We start from the raw sequence: 16,819 nt of genomic DNA on the forward strand, positions 1-16,819 counted from the left end.
GGGCGGTCGGTGGGGTGGCGCCATCCTCGCCCGCCACGGAGGCATCGATCGCCCCGCCGCTCGGCGCGGTGAGGGCGGGTCCGTCTTGGACGGCCGCCGCCGCGGCATCCGAGACCGATGGATGCGCACGCTCGGGATGCCACAGTGTCGCCGTCGCGTCGCGCAGCAGGGCCTGCGTGACCGGCGACGACGGCGCGTGCAGCAGGTCGGCGACACCGCCCTGCTCGACCACCCGGCCGTGCTCGAGGACGACAGCGTGGGTGGCGACCTGCGCGAGCACCGCGAGGTCGTGCGTGATGAAGACGAGGGACATGCCGGCATCCTGGACCAGGGTGCGCAGCAGCGTGAGGACACCCGCTTGGATCGTCACATCGAGCGCGGTCGTCGGCTCGTCGGCGATGAGCAGCCGCGGGCGGCAGGCGAGGGCCATGGCGATCGCGACGCGCTGGCGCTGGCCCCCGGACAGCTGATGCGGGTACCGCGAGACGATGCGCTCGGGGTCGGGCAGCGCGACGCGCTCCGCCTCTGCGACCGCCCTGCGCAGCGCCTCGCGGCGCGAGATGCGCTCGTGGATGCGCACGGACTCGCCGATCTGCCGGCCGACCGTGCGGATGGGGTTCAGCGCGGTGCGGGGCTCCTGGAACACCATGCCGATGTCGTCGCCGCGCAGGCGCGCGAGCTCCCGGTCGGGGAGCCCCAGGATCTCGCGCCCGTTCCACCGCACACTGCCGCGCGCCCGCGCCCCGTCGGGCAGGAGTCCGAGGATCGCCAGGGCGGTGAGCGACTTGCCCGAGCCGGATTCGCCGATGATGCCCACTCGTGCGCCGTCGGGCACGGCGAACGAGACCCCGTCGACGACCGGGCGTCCGCCGATCTCGACGCGAAGGTCGGTCACCTCGAGGCTCACGCGACCACCCCCGGCACGTGCAGGCGGGCGGAGGGCGCGCGCTCGGAGAGGGTGGGATCGGCGGCCTCGCGCAGGGCGTCGCCCAGCAGGTTCAGCCCCAGTACGGTGACCGTGATGGCCATGCCCGGCCACACCACCGTCAGCGGATGCACGGCGATGTACGCCTGCAGGTCGCTCAGCAGCACGCCCCACGAGGGCTGAGTGACCGGGGCGCCGAAGCCGAGGTACGACAGTCCCGCCTCGGCGAGCACCGCCACCGCCATGCCCCACGACAGCTGCACGATGAACACCGGTGCGACGTTGGGCAGGAGATGCCGGGTGAGGTTCTGCCAAGTCGTCAGACCGCTCGCGCGTCCGGCGAGCACGTAATCGCTGTGCAGGACACGGCGTAGCTCCGGCCGTGTCACGCGGGCGACGTTCACACCGAAGCCGATGCCCACGGCCCAGATGACGACCGCCAGCGAGCCGCCCCACACCGCCGAGATCATCATCGCGATGATGAGCACCGGGAAGGCGATCAGGATGTCGACGAGAACCGCGACGCTCTCGCGGACCCACCGCGTCGTCAGCGAGCCGAGGGCCGCGAGGGCGACTCCGAGCACCGAGGCGACCACCCCCGCCCCGACGGCGACGATCACCGTCGTGCGCGCGCCCGCCATGAGCAGGCTCGCGATGTCGCGACCGCTGTTGTCGGTGCCCAGCACGTGCGGCCACGACGGGTCGCTCCAGCGCTCCCGCGCATCGACGGCCGCCGGATCGAACGGCGTCCACACGAGAGACACCAGCGCCGTGACCAGCACGAGAAGGACGATGAGGATGCCGAATCGGCCGGTTCCGAGCCCCCAGAGACGTCGCAGGGTGGTCATGCGGCCTCCCGTTGGCGAGGGTCGACGAGACGGTGGACGAGATCGACGAGGAATCCCACGAAAAGGACGAAACCGGTCAGCGCGAGAAGTTCCCCCTGCACCTTCGGGAGGTCTCTCGAGGCGACGTCGCCGACGAGCATGCGGCCGATGCCCGGAAGCGTGAACAGTTGCTCGATGATCACCGCTCCCACGATGACGCCGGCGATCTGCAGCCCCAGCACGGTGATGACCGAGAGCCCGACATTGGGGAGACCGTGGCTGAGGAGCGCGCGCGTGCGGGTGAGACCTTTCGCCGCGGCGGTGCGCACGTAGTCCTGGCCGAGCGCCTGGAGTGTGGCGCTGCGCACGAAGCGCAGGAGCATGGCTCCCTCGACGACGCCGATGGTCACGGCAGGCAGCACGAGCGCGCGGAAGGCGGCTGCGGGGTCGTCCCATCCGGCCCGGGGGAAGCCCTGCGGCGGCAACCAGCCCAGCCACACCGAGAAGACCACCACCAGCATGAGACCCGCCCAGACCACCGGTACGGCCGCCAGCGCCTGCGCGACGACACTCACCGCGGTGCCGCTCGCGCGGCGACGTCCCAGAGCAGACAGCACCCCGAACGGGATGCCGACGAGCATCGCGACCGTGAGGGACATGGCCGCGAGCGGAACGGTGACCCGCGCCTTGTCGGCCAGCTCCGCGGCGACCGAGGTGCCCGTGACGAGGGAGGTGCCGAGGTCGCCGCGCAGCAATCCGCCGATCCAGTCGCCGTACTGCGACCACAGCGGCACGTCGAGGCCGAGACTCGCGCGCACGGCGGCGATCTGCGCGGGTGTCGCTTCGCCGCCGGCGATGAGTTGCGCGACGTCGCCCGGGAGAACGCGTAGCGAGAGGAAGATCAGCACGCTGGCCACGGCCAGGCCCAGCACGAGCAGGCCCAGCCGTGTCAGCGCGTAGCGGATCACTCCGACGAGACCGTCACACCGGCCAGCGGCAGGCGCACGTTGAGGGAGTTCTTCGGGAAGTTCGCGACGTTCGTGCCCACCGCGGTGAGCGGTGTCGACAGGAACAGCCAGTCGGCCGCATCCTCGTCGCTCACGATCCGCGCGGCCTCGGCCAAGAAGTCGGACGACTGCTGCTCGTCCGTGGTGGCGAGTGCCTGGGCGTAGAGGCCCTGCACCTCGGCGTTGTCGTAGCCGAAGTAGTACGACGGATCGGCCCAGTTGCCGAAGTCGCGCGCCTCGACGTGGCGGACGAAGCTGAGGTCGTAATCCTTGTTCGTGTAGACGTCCTGCAACCAGGCGGTGAAGTCGACCTGCTCGACCTGCAGAGTGACGCCCACGTCGGCGAACGAGGACACCAAGAACGTGGCGATCGTGCCGGGATAGACGTTGGGGATGGTCAGCGTCAGGTTCAGGTTCTGCGCGCCGGCCTCGGCGAGCAACTCACGGGCCCGGTCCGGATCGAAGGCGAGCGAGCCCGCGAGGTCTTCGTAGCCGGGGTCGAGCGGCGGGATGGGGCCGTAGAGGGTGTCGCCGTAGCCGAGGGTCTCGACGAGGGCGTCATGGTCGATCGCCAGGCGCAGGGCCTCGCGCACCCGCTGGTCGTTCAGGGGAGCCCGCTGGTTGTTGAACGCCAGGGTGCCCTTGTCGGTCGTCAGGCCCGACTCGATCGTGAAGTCACCGCCGTCCTCGAGCTGTCCCCGCAGCTCGGGGTCGATCTCAAGAGCGACGTCGAGGTCGCCGCTGACGGCGGCGTTGATGGCGGCGCTGTTGTCGGGGATGTAGTCGAGCACGACCTCGGCGACGCCGGCCTTCTCTCCCCAGTACCCGTCGAAGCGCGCGAGCGTGAGGCTCTGACCCGTGTTCCAGCTCGCGACCGTGAACGGTCCGGTGCCGTTGGCGGCGGTTTGGAGGTTCGTGGTGTCGCCGCTGTTGAAGATGAGACCGACCCGGCCGGTGAGGGTGAAGAGGAAGTCGATGTTGGGTTGTGCGAGCGTCAGCACGACGGTCGACGTGTCGGGGGAGGCGATCGAGGTCACACCGGCGAGGCCGGAACTGTCGGCGATGGTCGCATCGTCTTTCGCTGTCTGCAAGGAGGCGACGACGTCGTCGGCGGCGAGTTCGCTGCCGTCGTGGAAGGTCACCCCCTGGCGCAGGGCGAAGGTGTAGGTGAGGCCATCGGCCGACACGTTCCATTCCGTCGCCAGGGCCGGGGTGATGGCGTTGTCGTCGTCGGCGTTGCGGGTCACGAGTCCCTGATAGACGTTGTCGACCAGTGCCTGCTCGAGGGCGGCACCACCGGTACGGCGGATGTCGAGGTTCGACGGCTCGAGCGACAGGCGCACCGTGAGAGTGGCATCCGGATTCGCCTCGCCCGTCGGGTTCTGTGCGGTGTTCGAACCGGTGCAGGAGGTGAGGAGCAGGGCTCCGACGAGAAGCGCACTCGTGGCGAGGGTGGTGCGGCGCAGCATTGCGGGGTTGTCCTTTCGCAGGCCGAAGGCATCGAGGGTGCGGTGGATGCCGTGCAGGGGTGGGAACAGCCTACTTTCACCCGTATTCCCTCCCCTCCGCGTGTGACGGTGCGCGACGGCCTGTGACCCGGGGGGACTCCTCGGTCGACCGCTCGCGCTCAGTCGTTCGACAGGGCGTCGGCGAGCAGCGCGGCGAGAGCGCCGGGGTTCTCCTCCTGCGCGTTGTGGCCGGTGGGGAGGGTGCGCACCTCGGCGCCGGGGACGCGACGCGTGAACTCCCCGGCATCCGAGGATGTGACGAAACCGCGCTCGCCGCGAACCAGGGTGATCGGACGCGCCACGTCGGCGATGTCGTCCCACCCCGTGGTGGCCAGCACCTCTCGAACCGCGTCGGGGGTCGTCGCATCGGCGCCCGCGTTCGCGGCAGCGGCCGCGAGGTGGGCGAAGTGGTGCTTCCACTCCACCCGTCCGTCGGGTCGAACCCGCGAGTTGAGGAAGACGCCGCGGGTTGCCGCCTCGCGCGTGCCGCCGAGACCGAAGGAGAGCGCGCGGTCGACGAGCTCGTCGCGCGATGCCCAGTCGGTCGGGCCGGCGAAGAAGGCACGGATCTGCGCGGGGCCCGCGCTGGGATCGACGCCGGGGGTGATGTCGACGATCACGAGCTGCGACACGAGATCGGGCCGGGATGCCGCGACCGCGGCCGCCGTGAGCCCGCCGAGCGAGTGGCCAACGAGCGTCTGCGGCCGGTCGCTCCAGGCCTCGATCGCCGCCACGACATCGGGCGCGAGGATGCGGGCGACGTAGGCGGCGTCGTCGCGCCACGACGAATCGCCGTGGCCGGGCAGATCGAGCGCCAGGGCCGGCGCACCCAGATGCAGCAGCGTCGTGTCCCAGGTGTGGGCATTGAGTCCGGCGCCGTGCAGCAGCGTCACGCGCGGAGGTGCGTCGCCCCACGCCAAACCGCTGAGGGAACGACCGTCGGAGAGCGTCAGGCGCACGCGGTGCACCGTCGGCTCCGCACGTCCCAGGGAGGCGGCTTGCGCGGGCAGGAAGGAGAACTCGTCGAGCTCGGGCATGGCACCCAGCCTGTCACCGCTGTCGACGCCGACGCCACCGCCGTGCCGCGGGGCGTCACGGCCCGGTCGTTCGGGCGACGGGGGTGTTCGCCGGGTGCCGAAGCCGCGACCCTCGGCATCCCGACCCGTGCGCGCACGGCGGCCCATAGGCTGTGGCCATGGCCGAGGAACGCGTGCACCTGTCGAAGAAGGCCCCCGAGGCGTACGCGGCATTGCGGTCGTTCTCGACCACGGTCGGCCGGCTCGCAGCCGACGCCGGGCTCGACGCTCGCCTGCGCGAGATCGTGCAGATCCACGCCTCGCAGCTGAACGGCTGCGCCTTCTGCGTGCGCGTTCACGTCGAGGCGGCGGTGAAAGCCGGACTCGACGCCGATGTCATCGCGCAGATCGCCACGTGGCGCGAGTCGGGCGTCTTCGACCAACGCGAGCGGGCCGCGCTCGAGCTGACCGAATCTTTCACCTTCATCCACGAGGACGGCATCCCCGACGACGTCTACGATCAGGCCGGCGGCATCCTGAGCGAGCGGGAGTACGTCGCCCTCAGCTGGGTCCTGGTGGCCATCAACGCGTTCAATCGCGTGGCCATCGCCGGCCGCTACCCGGTACCGCCGCGCACAGACGCGCCCGCGAAAGCGTCCCGCGGGCACGACGTATGACGGCGTCGTTGGTCTCGGGTGCGACGAACTTCCGCGACGTCGGCGGTCTGCGCGCCGGCGACGGACGCACGCGCGACGGGGTGCTGTTCCGGTCGGGCAACCTCGTCGCCGTCGATGACGCCGGTGTCCGCACACTCCGTCAGCTCGGCATCCGACGCGTCATCGATCTGCGCGACGACGCCGAGGTGGCCCACGCTCCGAGCCGTCTGGACGATCTCGCCGTCGACGTGCAGCACGAACCGCTCTTCCTCGGCTCCGTCGCGTCCTTCTTCGCGAAAGACCTGAGCCTCGACGCCCTGTACGCCGCGATCGTCGACGATTCCGCCGACCGCGTCGTCGCGGTGGTGCGCGGCATCCTGAGCGCGCAGCCCGTGCTCGTGCACTGCACCGTCGGCAAGGATCGCACGGGCGTCACCGTCGCCATCGCACTCGACGCCGCCGGGGTGGACCGTGAGGCCGTGATCGCCGACTACGCCCGCACAGAGGAACTTCTCCCGGCCGAACGCAACGCCGCCGTGCTGCGGGCCATCCGTGCCCTGCACCCGCGCGCCGTGCACGCGGAGGCGTTGGCGACGCGGTCCCCGGCGCCGGTCATGCGCACGCTGCTCGAACGCCTCGACCGCGAGCACGGCTCCCCGGCCGGCTACCTGCGCGCGCACGGTGTGACCGACGACGAGCTGCGCCGACTGCGAGAGATGCTGGTCGTCTGACCTGTCACGCACGCCGCGCCCGGGGATGGCAGCGGGATCGTAGGACGCGAGGTGGCGGTCTCGCCTCGGCGGACGACCCGCGGCCGCGGCTCCTGCTCGGCGACCGCCTCGATGTCGAGATACAGGGTGCGAAGTCAGGTAAGGCAACCCTTCGCCGGGGGTATAGTGGATGCCATCATGACCACGTCCACCGAGCACAACGCCGCCGCCTGCCGGGCGTCGCGGCACACGCGCGTGCAGCATCTCGTGACGGCCGACGAGACCTCTCTCGTCGAGCTCGAGACGCTGTTGGCCACGCTGCCCATCTGCTCGACCGGACGCGTGTTCATCGAGGTCCCCGACGAGTCGTGGATGGGTTCCGTCGCCGCCCCGGCGCGCATGACGCTCACCTGGCTCGACCGCTCCCGCCGGGCCGGCGCCCCCGGGACCGGCCGTGGCTGCGCCCCCGGAGAGGCTCTCGCGCGCGCTGTCTCGGGCTGGGCCGGCGAGATGCTCTGTGCAGACGACGACGCGACCCGCGTGGTGCTGCTGGGTGGCTACCTCGGGACGGCCGAGATCGTCGACGACCTGATGAGCCGTCACGGCGTCGCCGCGCTGGCCATCCACACTCCCGAGCGCTTCGGTCTCGCGACCGCGCGTTGACGTCGACGCGCTCCGGCGCCTGTCCGCCCTGCGAGAGCCTCGCGGTGCATCCTTTTCGCGGACGACCTCTCGCGGCGCACGTAAGTGAATCGACCGGGCGCGGACGCCGAGGCACCCCACCGTGCTTCGCCCACGGACGTCGTCTCGTCGCGAGCTGTCCCGGTGCCGGTCGAGGCCCGCGCGTCAGCTGCCGCGCGGCACGTAGTTGCCCTCGATCAGGCCCGCCTCGATCTCGAAGCGGTTGCGGAGTGGATCACGCCCGGCCAGCGCGTAGAGCACCGGCATGAGGAATCCGTAGCGGCGCCACTGGCGTCGGTGCACGGCCTCGTGTCTGAGCACCGTGTCGGTCGGACGGTCGTCGCCGGTCAGGAAGCAGGCGCCCACACACACGCCGCCGCGGGGGAACGCCCACGACGGAAGCCCCCGGAAGACCCACAGACCCGCCCGCTTCTCGATGCGGCCGGTACTCCACACGGATCCCCAGGTCCACCCGAGGGCGCAGCCGTACCAGTAGCCGATCCGGCTGACGGGCGTGTCGAGCAGCACGGCCGGGATGAAGCGATCGAACCGTCGCCCGCGAGCGACCGCGCTGTCTGTGCGCTCGCGCCACCCGGCCGGAGGTCGGGGGATGGGGCTCACGCGAGGGCTCCCACGAGCCGCAGGATCGTGCCGAGGTCATCGACGGCAGCCACCGGCGACGACGGCGAGAATTCCGTCAGCGTCGCGCCGACGAGGGGGAGTCGTTCCCGCAATCGTCGGATGGATGCCACGACGTCGACGGTGCGGGCACCGAAGGGCTCGGGCAGGGCGACGCCCGCCACCTCGGCGGGGTCGAGCACGTCGAGGTCGACGTGGACGTACACGCGAGTCGCTCCGGTCGCGACCACGGCGTCGGCCAGCACGTCGGGGTCGGCCATCTCGCTCGGGGCGACGACCCGCACGCCGTGATGCTCGATGAAGCGCTGCTCCTCGGCATCCAGTGACCGCGTGCCCGCGAGCACGAGGCGCGCGGGAGGGATTCCGGGCTCGAGGCGCAGGAGACTCTCGCCCTCGCCGGCGATCGCGCGCAGCACCATGCCGTGGAAGGCGCCGCTGGGGGAGCTCGCGGGGGTGTTGAGGTCGGCGTGCGCGTCGATCCACACCACCGCGAGATCGTCTCCGGCGACGGGCGTGAGCGAGCCCAGGGCGACTCCGCAGTCGCCGCCCACGACGATCGCGGGCTCGGCGGACCCGCGGACGGCGTCTTCGATGCGCTCGCGCATGCGCACCAGCGCGCTGAGGCGGTGAACCCCCGTCCCCTGGGCGTCGCCGGCCTCGGTGGGCACGTCGAGCACGGTGGTCGAGCTGCGCGGCAGGTCTCCGGCGATGGCCTCGGCGCCGTCGATGAGCTGCATGGCGCGTGACGACGACGACCCCTGCCATTGCGGGGCGACGATGAATCGGGTCACGGGTGCTCCTCGCCGCAAGACGTGAGTGCGCCGCCCGGACGAGCGGGCGGTGCACTCACGAGCATGTCAGACCTGGTCGGGGCTGGGTGCGTCGATCGCGGCACGCTGAGGTCCGCCGACCTTGAGGGCGGCCAGTCGCGCCTCGACCTCGGTGAGCTCGCCCACGTCGTCGAGCGCGTTGAACTGGGCGTCGATGCTGGAGGCGGCGAGCTCCTGCTTGCCCGCTGCCAGGGCCTCTTCGCGCCGGATCTTGTCTTCGAAGCGACCGAGCTCGCTGGTGGGGTCGAGCACGTCGATCGACTTGACGGCGTCGTGCACCTTGTTCTGCGCCTCGGCGACCTTGGCGCGAGCGGTGAGCTCGTTGCGCTTGGCGCGGAGCTGCTCGAGCTTGCCCTTCATGCCGTTCAGGCCGTCTTTGAGCTTGTCGACGACCTCGGTCTGCGCCGCGATGGTGGGAGCGGCCGACTTCGCCTCGCCCTCGGCCGAGATCTGCCGCTGCAGGGCGATCTTGGCGAGGTTGTCGAACTTGTCGGCTTCGCCGGCATTGCCGGAGGCGCGGAGCTCGTCACCCTTGCGGCTGGCGGCGAGGGCCTTGTTGCCCCACTCCGCCGCGGCCTGCATGTCTTCCTGGTGGTCGCGCTCGAGCAGGCGGAGGTTGCCGATCGTCTCGGCGATCGCCGACTCGGCGTCGGCGATCGAGTTCGAGTAATCGCGGACGAGCTGGTCGAGCATCTTCTGCGGGTCCTCGGCCTGGTCGAGGAGCGAATTGATGTTCGCGCGGACGAGGGTCGAGATGCGACCGAAGATGGACTGCTTGGCCATGCGGGGTGTTCCTTCCTGAGGGCGACGATGTCGAGTCTGGTGTCGGATGCTACGAATTCTCTGTGATCGGACGGGGTGCCCGCGAGGGGTGGACTAGCGGCGTCTGCCGCTCCCCCCGCCGGCGCGGCCGCGTCCGCCGCCGGAGAAGCCGCCGCCCCCACCGGCACGGCTGCGTCCCCCTCCGGAGAAGCCGCCGCCGAAGCCTCCGCCGCGTGAGCGCCCGCCGCCGGTGCCACCGAAGCCGCCGCCAAGGCCGCCCAGGGCCCCGCCACCGAAGCCGCCACGGCGCTGCCCGCCGCCGAGCAGGGCGTCGACCGCGATGCCGCCGAGGATGGCCCCCATCATGCCGCCTCCGCCGCCCGTGCCGCCGAAGCCGCCCGCGCCTCCGAAGGCGCCGACGTCGTTCTGGGCGAGCGAGGCCGCCTCGCCGGCCAGCTGGGCCGCGCGCTGGGCGGTCGCGAGGGCGGCGACGGGGTCGGTCGCGCGCAGTTGCTGCGCCTGCACGACGGCGGCGCCGGCCTCGGCGAGGCGCGTGCGCGGGGTCGGCCCGACGGCTCCCCGCCGCGCGGAGATGAAGTCTTCGGTCGCGGAGACCTGCGCACGCGCCTGCGCGAGCGTGGCGTCGAGCTGGCTTTCGGCGCGCCGACGCCTCTCTGTCTCGTCACGGACCGCGTCGAGGACGGTGTCGATCGTGGTGTTCGCCTGCTGCAGCATGTCGACCGCCCGCAGCGGGCTGGTGCGGGCGCCGCCCAGGGCGCCGCGGGCGGCGTCGAGCTGGCTGCGTGCCGACGTCGTCGCGGCGGCGACACGTCCGTCGGAATCGGGTAGGCGCGCGGCCGCGGCCAGATCGCCCTCGATCTCGGCGACGAGCGCCGCTGCGCGCTGCTGCGCATCGGTGAGGTCATCGCCCCGCGTTGCGATGGCGCGCTCGAGGGTCTCGGCCTGGGCGACGGCAGCTTGAGCTGCGCGGATCGCCACGGCGGCCTCACCAGTGCGGCCCTCGCCCAGCGCGGTCTCCGCCGCACGGGACTGCGCGATGCCGAAGTCGAGACGCTCTCGGGCCTGCGCGGGGTTGTCGGCGACGGCCTCGAGGGCGTCGTCGGCGAAGCGTTCGCGCAACCGCACGAGGTCGGCCTCGGCCGTCGTCAATGCGGCGTCGGCCGCTGCCTGCCGCTCCCGCGTGGCCGCGAGGGCCGCCGGGGCGTCGGCCTCGAGGGCGCGGAGCTCGTCGAAGGCCGCGGCCTTGGCATCCAGGGCCTCGTCTGCACTGGTGCACAGGCGGATGATCTCGGCGTACGCGGCGCGCTGCTGCTCGGCGGTCTCGGGCACATCGTCATCGAGCTGCTGCTGAAGCGAGAACGCCCGGTCGAGGTCGGCCTTCGCCTGCGTCAGCACCTCGGTGAACGGCACCGCCGCCTCGTCGCCGAACTGGGCGCGGGCGAAACCGAGCTCCTGCTCGCTGGTCTTGACGGCGTCGTCGGTCGCGACCAGCGCCGAGCCCGCCCGCCGCGACAGATCGTCGATGCTCTCGGTGGGGGCGTTCGTGGTGCCGGCGGCGGCTTGCTTCCGGCGTCGCAGCGCGAACCACACGAGACCGATCGCGATGGCCAGGAGCAGGAGTCCGACGAGCACGATGGGGCCGAGCGCGGGTCCGCCGGAGCCGGCGGGCGAGGGGGGAGGGGCGGGCTCGCCCCCACCGGCCTCGATGTGCGCGGCGCGGATCCCGTCGGCGGCCGAGATGGCGGCTCCCGCGTCGTCGCCCGCCTCGAGAGCCGGCTGCACGCGGTTCTGCTCGATCTCACCGAGCTGCGCGGCAGACAGGTCGCCGTCTTCGGCGTCTCCGGAGAGGTAGTACGCGAAGGTGTCGCCGCTGAGGGCGATGGCGAGCACGTACTGATCGGGGCCCAACTGATTGCGGTTCGCCGTCTCGTTCGCCCAGTCGGCGGCCCCCGGCGGGTCGGTGAACTCCGGAACGTACACGACCCACAGATCGAGCCCGGTCTGCTCGCGCAGCGACACCATGCGGCTCTGGACGGAGGCCTCTTCGCCGTCGGTGAGCGCGTCGGCTCGGTCGATCACGTAACTGGAGCCCAGCGACGGCGGGGGAACCGCGGAGGCACTCAGTGGGGCGACGAGAACGCCGACGGACACGATCAACAGCGTGGCCAGCATGTGTGCCGCCCTGGGCGTTCGCATGCTTCCCCCTTCGGTCGCCGGACTGTCCCACCCTACAAACGACCTCCGACATCCGGGCGTCGCCACGGGACCGGATCGGCGCGTCCGCTGTCAGCGCACAGCACCGCCGCCTAGGCTCGGACCCTCGGAGGTACAGATGGACGACCGCTACGGCACCGATGTGCTCGCCCGCGGCTGGCGCGACGCCGGACGGAAGAAGCCGGCGCAGATCGCGGCATCCACCGACCTCGTCGTCGAGGTCGCCGGCGACGGCTACGTCGGTGCGGTGACCCGCGTCGACGGGATGAACGTCGAGCTGGAGGACCGATTCGGCAAGCGCCGCCTGTTCCCCCTCGGAGGGGGCTTCCTCGTCGACGGTGCGCCGGCGGTGCTCACGGCTCCGGCACCCGCCGCGAAGGGCCGCACCCGCACGGCATCCGGATCCTTCGCCGCCGCCGACCAGCGCGCCCGTACCGCGCGGGCCAGCCGCATCTTCGTCGAGGGCAAGCACGACGCCGAACTCGTCGAGAAGGTCTGGGGCGCAGACCTGCGCGCTGAGGGCGTCGTCGTGGAGTTCCTCGAGGGCGTCGACCTGCTGGAGCAGACCTTGGATGCCGAGCCTCCCACCGCCGAGCGCCGCTACGGCGTGCTGGTCGACCACCTCGTGCCGAACTCCAAGGAGTCGCGCATCGCCGAGAAGATCGCCCGCGGCCGTCATGGCGCGCACGTGCGCATCGTCGGGCACCCCTTCGTCGACGTCTGGCAGTGCGTCACCCCGCGCGCCCTCGGGATCGTCGCGTGGCCCGAAGTGCCCCGGGGCATCGAATGGAAGGTCGGGGTGTGCCGCGCACTCGGCTGGCCCGCCGAGGAGCAGGCCGACACCGCCCGCGCGTGGCAGCACATCCTGTCGCGCGTCACCACCTTCCGCGACCTCGAGCCGGCCCTTCTCGGCCGCGTCGAGGAGCTCATCGACTTCGTGACCGTCCCGTGAGCGGCCGCAAGCGTTCCCTCTCGCGTGAGGGGGCCGAATCCGCCGCCTCCGCGTCGGCTGAGCGACACGAAGCGGCCCCTCACGCGGCGGATAGCGTGGGCGACATGGATGCCGCGCCCGTCTTCCGTGACAAGCCGGTGTCGTTCGTGCGTCGCAGCGGCCGCATGTCGGAGGCCCAGGACCGCGCATGGGCCGAGCTGTCGCCGTTCTACCTGCTGCCCGTGGTGCGCGCAGCCGCCACGACCAGCGTCAAGGCCGGTACGGCTGTCGACGTCGAAGAGGTCTACGGTCGCCGCGCGCGACTGGTCGTGGAGATCGGCTCCGGCCAGGGCCACCAGATCGTCTCGGCCGCAGCCGGCGATCCCGACAGCGACTTCCTGGCCGTCGAGGTGTTCACGGCCGGACTCGCCCGGACGATGCTCGACGCCGACCGCGACGGCGTGAAGAACCTCCGCCTCGTCGAGGCCAACGCGCCCGAGGCCCTCGAACACCTGCTGCCCGCGGCATCCGTCGACGAGCTCTGGGTGTTCTTCCCCGATCCGTGGCACAAGAACAAGCACACGAAGCGCCGTCTCGTCGCCCCCGACTTCGCCCGCGTCGCAGCCCAGGCCGTACGCCCCGGTGGCACCCTGCGCCTGGCCACCGACTGGCAGGACTACGCCGACCAGATGCGCGACGTGCTGGACGCGGCTCCCGGTTTCGAGCGGGCGTTCGCGGGGGAGTGGGCAGAGCGCTTCGCGGGGCGCGTGCTCACCGCCTTCGAGAACAAGGGCCTGCGCGTCGGGCGCGACATCCGCGACCTCACGTACACGCGGGTCTCGCCGTGACCGCGCACACCGCGGTACCCGTGCGCGAGCGCTCCACGTGGACGCCCAAGCTCATCCCGGCGCTGTTGGTGTGCCTGGCCGCCCCCGCGCTCTTCGTCGTGCAGGTCGTCTGGCTCGGGTGGGTGCTCCTCGCACTGGCCGTGGCATCCGGGGTGCTCATCGACCGTCGCACCGGAGTGCCGCTCGCGCGTGGCGAAGAACCGAGCATCGCCCGCGACGTCTCCCTGATCGCGATCGGCCAGTTCATCGTCAGCCTCATTCCCCTGCAGGCTGAGCTCGACAACGCCGCCTTCGTCCGCTTCACGCTCGCCCTCGGCGGTGCGGTGGTGGTGCCCTACGTCATCTCGCGCTTCGTCTACCGCGATTACGCGATCCGCTTCCCCTGGCGCGGCGGTGGGCGGTGGACGGGGTGGCAGTGGGCGTGGCTGGCCGGCGTCATCGTGCTCGGTTACCTGATCCTGCCGTTCTACTTCATCACCTCGGGCGTCTACATGAACTGGCCCGTCGTGAACACCCCTGATCTCATCGCGCGACTGTTCGTCGGCGTCGGCGCGGTCGGCATCTGGGACGAACTGTTCTTCATCTGCACGGTCTTCGTGCTGCTGCGCCGTCACTTCCCCGATCTCACCGCCAACCTGCTCCAGGCGATCGTGTTCGTGTCGTTCCTGTGGGAGCTGGGCTACCAGGCGTGGGGGCCCCTGCTGACCGTCCCCTTCGCCATCGTGCAGGGGTTCCTCTTCCTCAAGACGCGGTCGCTCTGGTACGTCGTGACGGTGCACCTGCTGTTCGACGCCGTCGTCTTCGGCGTGCTCGTGCACGCCCACAATCCCGGCGCGGCATCCATCTTCCTCATCTGACCCCGGATGCCGTGAGCCCGGCCGCTCTGTCCGGTCGATTTCGCGTCGCCCCACTTCCCCCCCCACGCATAAACGCGATCGGCGCCCACAAACGCGAGCACAGCGTGTTTCTGCGCGTGGGGAGCGTTAATGCGTGGTCGTGGAGAGGGCGGATGCCGGACTGCACGGGCACTGCCCAGGTGCGCTCGGTATCGTGGCCACCGGACGCCTACCGCGTCACCGGACGAGGGATCAGTACCCGGACAGCGACAAGACTGGCCAAGGAGCACAGTCATGTCGTGGATCATCCTCATCCTCTCCGGTGTCCTCGAGGCCGTGTGGGCCACGGCCCTCGGCCGGTCGGAGGGGTTCACGAAGCTCTGGCCGAGCGTGATCTTCGGTGCGGCACTGGTGGTGTCCATGGGGGGCCTCGCCTTCGCGATGCGCGACATCCCCACCGGTACCGCCTACGCGGTGTGGGTGGGAATCGGCGCGGCGCTGACCGTGGTGGTGGCCATGGTCACGGGCGCGGAGGCGATCTCGGTGGTGAAAGTTCTGCTCGTGCTGGGCCTCGTCGGCTGCGTCATCGGCCTCAAGCTCGTCGGAGACACCCACTGATCAGGGGGTTTCCCTGGAAGTCAACGGGATGGAACGCACATTTCCATCCGGTACCATCTGGTTTCCTGCACTTATCCGGGCCCGACACCGTCGTCACTCGCCCACATCTTCCCTTGTGAAAGGTTCCGAGTGAGCGCACCGCCGAGCGAGCTTGTCTCCCCGACGCGTCCTTCGCGTGTCATCGCACCACCGCGTCGCCTCGACCGCCTGCGCGATTCGCGCATCGGTCGGGCACTGCGTCAGTACGGGCACGATGTCCTGCGCAAGCCCGAGGGCATCGTCCCCATCGAGCGTGGCGCCTTCACGCGCATCCTGCTGCTGTGGGCCGTGGCGCGCGTGGTCAACTTCGGGATGCTGTGGGGCTATTACTCGATCGCGAAGGCCGCGCGCTGGGGTTTCGGTCCTGACGGCGAGCGCCTCGGCACCTTCTTCGACTACCTGACCGGGTGGGACGCCGACCGCTACGGACAGATCGCGGCCGAGGGCTACCCGATGTCGCTCCCGATGAACGTCTCGGGCGACATCCTGCCGAACAACTGGGCGTTCCTCCCCGTCTTCCCCAGCCTGATACGCGCCATCTCGGGTGCGACCGGTCTCGGATGGCAGCCGGTGTCGGTGCTGCTCAGCCTGGGTGCGAGCCTCGGCGCCACCTGGTTGCTGTTCGTGCTCATGCGCACCGTCACCAAGCCCCAGCCGGCCTGGTGGGCGGTGGTGTTCTTCTCCTTCGCGCCCATGTCGTTCCTCTTCGTGATCGGCTACAGCGAGGGCCTGTTCATGCTGCTGATGTTCGCCGGCATGCTGCTGGCCATCAAACGTCGCTACCTGTGGATCCTGCCGATCGGTGTCCTCACCGCGTACACGCGACCCGGCGTGCTCGCTCTCGGCCTTGCCCTGGGCATCGTGTTCCTCGTGCGTTTCTTCCGCCGCAGGGTTGACCCGTTCCCGATGAAGGAATGGGCGCCGCTGATGGCCTCCGGTCTCGCGATCGCGGTGACGGGGCTGTCGTGGAACCACATCGCCCAGTACGTCACCGGCACCCACAACGCGTACATCCGCACCGAGCTCGGCTGGTGGCTCGACTACGTCGGCAACGACGAGTTCACCCCGTTCACCCCGTGGTTCCGGCAGGCCGGGACGCACCTGGGCGTCGTGGGCATCATCCTCGTCATCGCGCTCATCGTCGGCTTCCTCGCCCTGATGTGGTCGCGACCGGTACGAAAGCTCGGCCTGATGGTCGTCGCCTACGGCTTCAGCTACGGCGTGTACATCCTCGCGGTGTTCCTGCCGCAGCAGAGCACGTTCCGTCTGCTCATGCCCATGGCACCCCTGCTCGGCGATGAGCGGTGGTCGTCGACCCCGCGTCGACGGGTGGCGATCCTCGCCGGCTGCCTCGTGCTCCAGGCCGTGGCGATCCTGCTGCTGTGGACCCGCGGCAACCCGTGATCCCCACCTGACGAAGAAGAGGGCGGAGCCGTTCGGCTCCGCCCTCTTCTTCGTCGCGGGGTCGTCAGTCGGGACTTCCGCCGGGGTCGACGGCGTCGATCATGTCCTGTTCGACCGCGTTGTCGGCATCCATCTCGGCGGAGCCGACGCCGGAGGTGTCGTCGTCCTGCGCGAAAGCGCCGCCGGACGAGGGCGCGGGCGCGGTCTCGGGCGGAAGGGGGATCGTGGGCTCCGCCGGGGTGGGCGCCGTCGGCTCGGTGGGGGTGGGCGCGACGGGCTCCCCGGGGGCGGGGGCGCCGGGCTCGGACGGTGTCTGGGGGAACGCGGGGGTGCTCATGTTCCGACTC

Annotated in this window: 17 protein-coding genes, 1 pseudogene and 1 riboswitch; of the genes and pseudogenes, 8 read left to right on the forward strand and 10 right to left on the reverse strand. The window is 71.0% G+C overall.

From position 1 onward, the window contains the following. Nucleotides 1–133: 133 nt before the first annotated feature. The 5 genes and pseudogenes from ACXKZF_RS04645 to ACXKZF_RS04665 form a co-directional block, all read right to left on the reverse strand. Nucleotides 134–907 (reverse strand): annotated as a pseudogene (locus tag ACXKZF_RS04645) (ATP-binding cassette domain-containing protein); the annotation flags it as partial. Next, nucleotides 904–1,773, reverse strand: coding sequence for an ABC transporter permease (locus tag ACXKZF_RS04650; RefSeq protein WP_488985532.1), 870 nt, complete (start codon nt 1,771–1,773; stop codon nt 904–906). The pseudogene ACXKZF_RS04645 and the gene ACXKZF_RS04650, both read right to left, overlap by 4 nt. Then, nucleotides 1,770–2,720 (reverse strand): ABC transporter permease, encoded by a 951-nt coding sequence (locus tag ACXKZF_RS04655; RefSeq protein WP_488985533.1) that lies wholly within the window; start codon nt 2,718–2,720, stop codon nt 1,770–1,772. Before ACXKZF_RS04655 ends, ACXKZF_RS04650 begins: the two co-directional genes overlap by 4 nt. After that, entirely contained in the window at nt 2,717–4,228 is a 1,512-nt protein-coding gene (locus ACXKZF_RS04660; RefSeq protein WP_488985534.1) for an ABC transporter substrate-binding protein, read from the reverse strand. The genes ACXKZF_RS04655 and ACXKZF_RS04660 overlap by 4 nt, the downstream gene beginning before the upstream one ends. Nucleotides 4,229–4,386: 158 nt before the next feature. Further along, nucleotides 4,387–5,304: an alpha/beta fold hydrolase gene (locus tag ACXKZF_RS04665; RefSeq protein ID WP_488985535.1), complete on the reverse strand. Its 918-nt coding sequence runs from the start codon at nt 5,302–5,304 to the stop codon at nt 4,387–4,389. A gap of 158 nt (nt 5,305–5,462) precedes the next feature. Between ACXKZF_RS04665 and ACXKZF_RS04670 the strand changes: the two genes are divergently transcribed. The 3 genes from ACXKZF_RS04670 to ACXKZF_RS04680 all read left to right on the forward strand — a co-directional run bounded on the left by ACXKZF_RS04670 (nt 5,463) and on the right by ACXKZF_RS04680 (nt 7,312). Next, on the forward strand, nt 5,463–5,960 hold the full coding sequence (locus ACXKZF_RS04670; protein WP_488985536.1) for a carboxymuconolactone decarboxylase family protein: 498 nt from the start codon (nt 5,463–5,465) through the stop codon (nt 5,958–5,960). Continuing rightward, nucleotides 5,957–6,670, forward strand: a complete 714-nt coding sequence (locus ACXKZF_RS04675; protein ID WP_488985537.1) for a tyrosine-protein phosphatase — start codon at nt 5,957–5,959, stop codon at nt 6,668–6,670. The genes ACXKZF_RS04670 and ACXKZF_RS04675 overlap by 4 nt, the downstream gene beginning before the upstream one ends. A 177-nt stretch (nt 6,671–6,847) precedes the next feature. Further along, nucleotides 6,848–7,312: an SIP domain-containing protein gene (locus ACXKZF_RS04680; protein ID WP_055958233.1), complete on the forward strand. Its 465-nt coding sequence runs from the start codon at nt 6,848–6,850 to the stop codon at nt 7,310–7,312. Between the two features lie 183 nt (nt 7,313–7,495). On the opposite strand, the gene ACXKZF_RS04685 is transcribed toward ACXKZF_RS04680, so the two are convergent. The 4 genes from ACXKZF_RS04685 to ACXKZF_RS04700 form a co-directional block, all read right to left on the reverse strand. Next, complete coding sequence (locus ACXKZF_RS04685) at nt 7,496–7,951, reverse strand: Fe-S oxidoreductase (protein ID WP_488985538.1); 456 nt, start codon at nt 7,949–7,951, stop codon at nt 7,496–7,498. Next, on the reverse strand, nt 7,948–8,760 hold the full coding sequence (locus ACXKZF_RS04690) for an arginase family protein (RefSeq protein WP_055958225.1): 813 nt from the start codon (nt 8,758–8,760) through the stop codon (nt 7,948–7,950). The genes ACXKZF_RS04685 and ACXKZF_RS04690 overlap by 4 nt, the downstream gene beginning before the upstream one ends. Nucleotides 8,761–8,826: 66 nt before the next feature. Continuing rightward, nucleotides 8,827–9,582, reverse strand: coding sequence for a PspA/IM30 family protein (locus tag ACXKZF_RS04695; protein WP_055958222.1), 756 nt, complete (start codon nt 9,580–9,582; stop codon nt 8,827–8,829). Nucleotides 9,583–9,675: 93 nt separating this feature from the next. Beyond that, nucleotides 9,676–11,778 carry a TPM domain-containing protein gene (locus ACXKZF_RS04700; protein ID WP_488985539.1) on the reverse strand — a complete coding sequence of 701 codons (2,103 nt, stop codon included), beginning with the start codon at nt 11,776–11,778 and terminating at the stop codon, nt 9,676–9,678. 136 nt (nt 11,779–11,914) lie between these two features. Here ACXKZF_RS04700 and ACXKZF_RS04705 point away from each other — a divergent pair, with 136 nt between their 5' ends. The 5 genes from ACXKZF_RS04705 to ACXKZF_RS04725 all read left to right on the forward strand — a co-directional run bounded on the left by ACXKZF_RS04705 (nt 11,915) and on the right by ACXKZF_RS04725 (nt 16,472). Continuing rightward, the gene (locus ACXKZF_RS04705) at nt 11,915–12,748 is read left to right on the forward strand and encodes a DUF3097 domain-containing protein (RefSeq protein WP_488985540.1); all 834 of its coding nucleotides are present in this window, start codon (nt 11,915–11,917) and stop codon (nt 12,746–12,748) included. Between the two features lie 104 nt (nt 12,749–12,852). Continuing rightward, nucleotides 12,853–13,575, forward strand: coding sequence for a tRNA (guanosine(46)-N7)-methyltransferase TrmB (gene trmB / locus ACXKZF_RS04710; RefSeq protein ID WP_488985541.1), 723 nt, complete (start codon nt 12,853–12,855; stop codon nt 13,573–13,575). Continuing rightward, nucleotides 13,572–14,432 (forward strand): CPBP family intramembrane glutamic endopeptidase, encoded by an 861-nt coding sequence (locus ACXKZF_RS04715; protein ID WP_488985542.1) that lies wholly within the window; start codon nt 13,572–13,574, stop codon nt 14,430–14,432. The genes trmB and ACXKZF_RS04715 overlap by 4 nt, the downstream gene beginning before the upstream one ends. 198 nt (nt 14,433–14,630) lie before the next feature. Next, nucleotides 14,631–14,695, forward strand: a riboswitch (guanidine-III (ykkC-III) riboswitch). A 10-nt stretch (nt 14,696–14,705) separates the two neighbouring features. After that, nucleotides 14,706–15,029, forward strand: a complete 324-nt coding sequence (locus tag ACXKZF_RS04720; RefSeq protein WP_055958207.1) for a DMT family transporter — start codon at nt 14,706–14,708, stop codon at nt 15,027–15,029. 129 nt (nt 15,030–15,158) lie between these two features. Next, nucleotides 15,159–16,472, forward strand: coding sequence for a hypothetical protein (locus ACXKZF_RS04725; protein ID WP_488985543.1), 1,314 nt, complete (start codon nt 15,159–15,161; stop codon nt 16,470–16,472). Nucleotides 16,473–16,536: 64 nt separating this feature from the next. Here the strand turns inward: ACXKZF_RS04725 and ACXKZF_RS04730 are convergent, their stop codons facing one another. After that, complete coding sequence (locus ACXKZF_RS04730) at nt 16,537–16,809, reverse strand: hypothetical protein (protein ID WP_488985544.1); 273 nt, start codon at nt 16,807–16,809, stop codon at nt 16,537–16,539. Between the last annotated feature and the right edge of the window lie 10 nt (nt 16,810–16,819).

Source organism: Microbacterium sp. ABR10 (assembly GCF_057812175.1).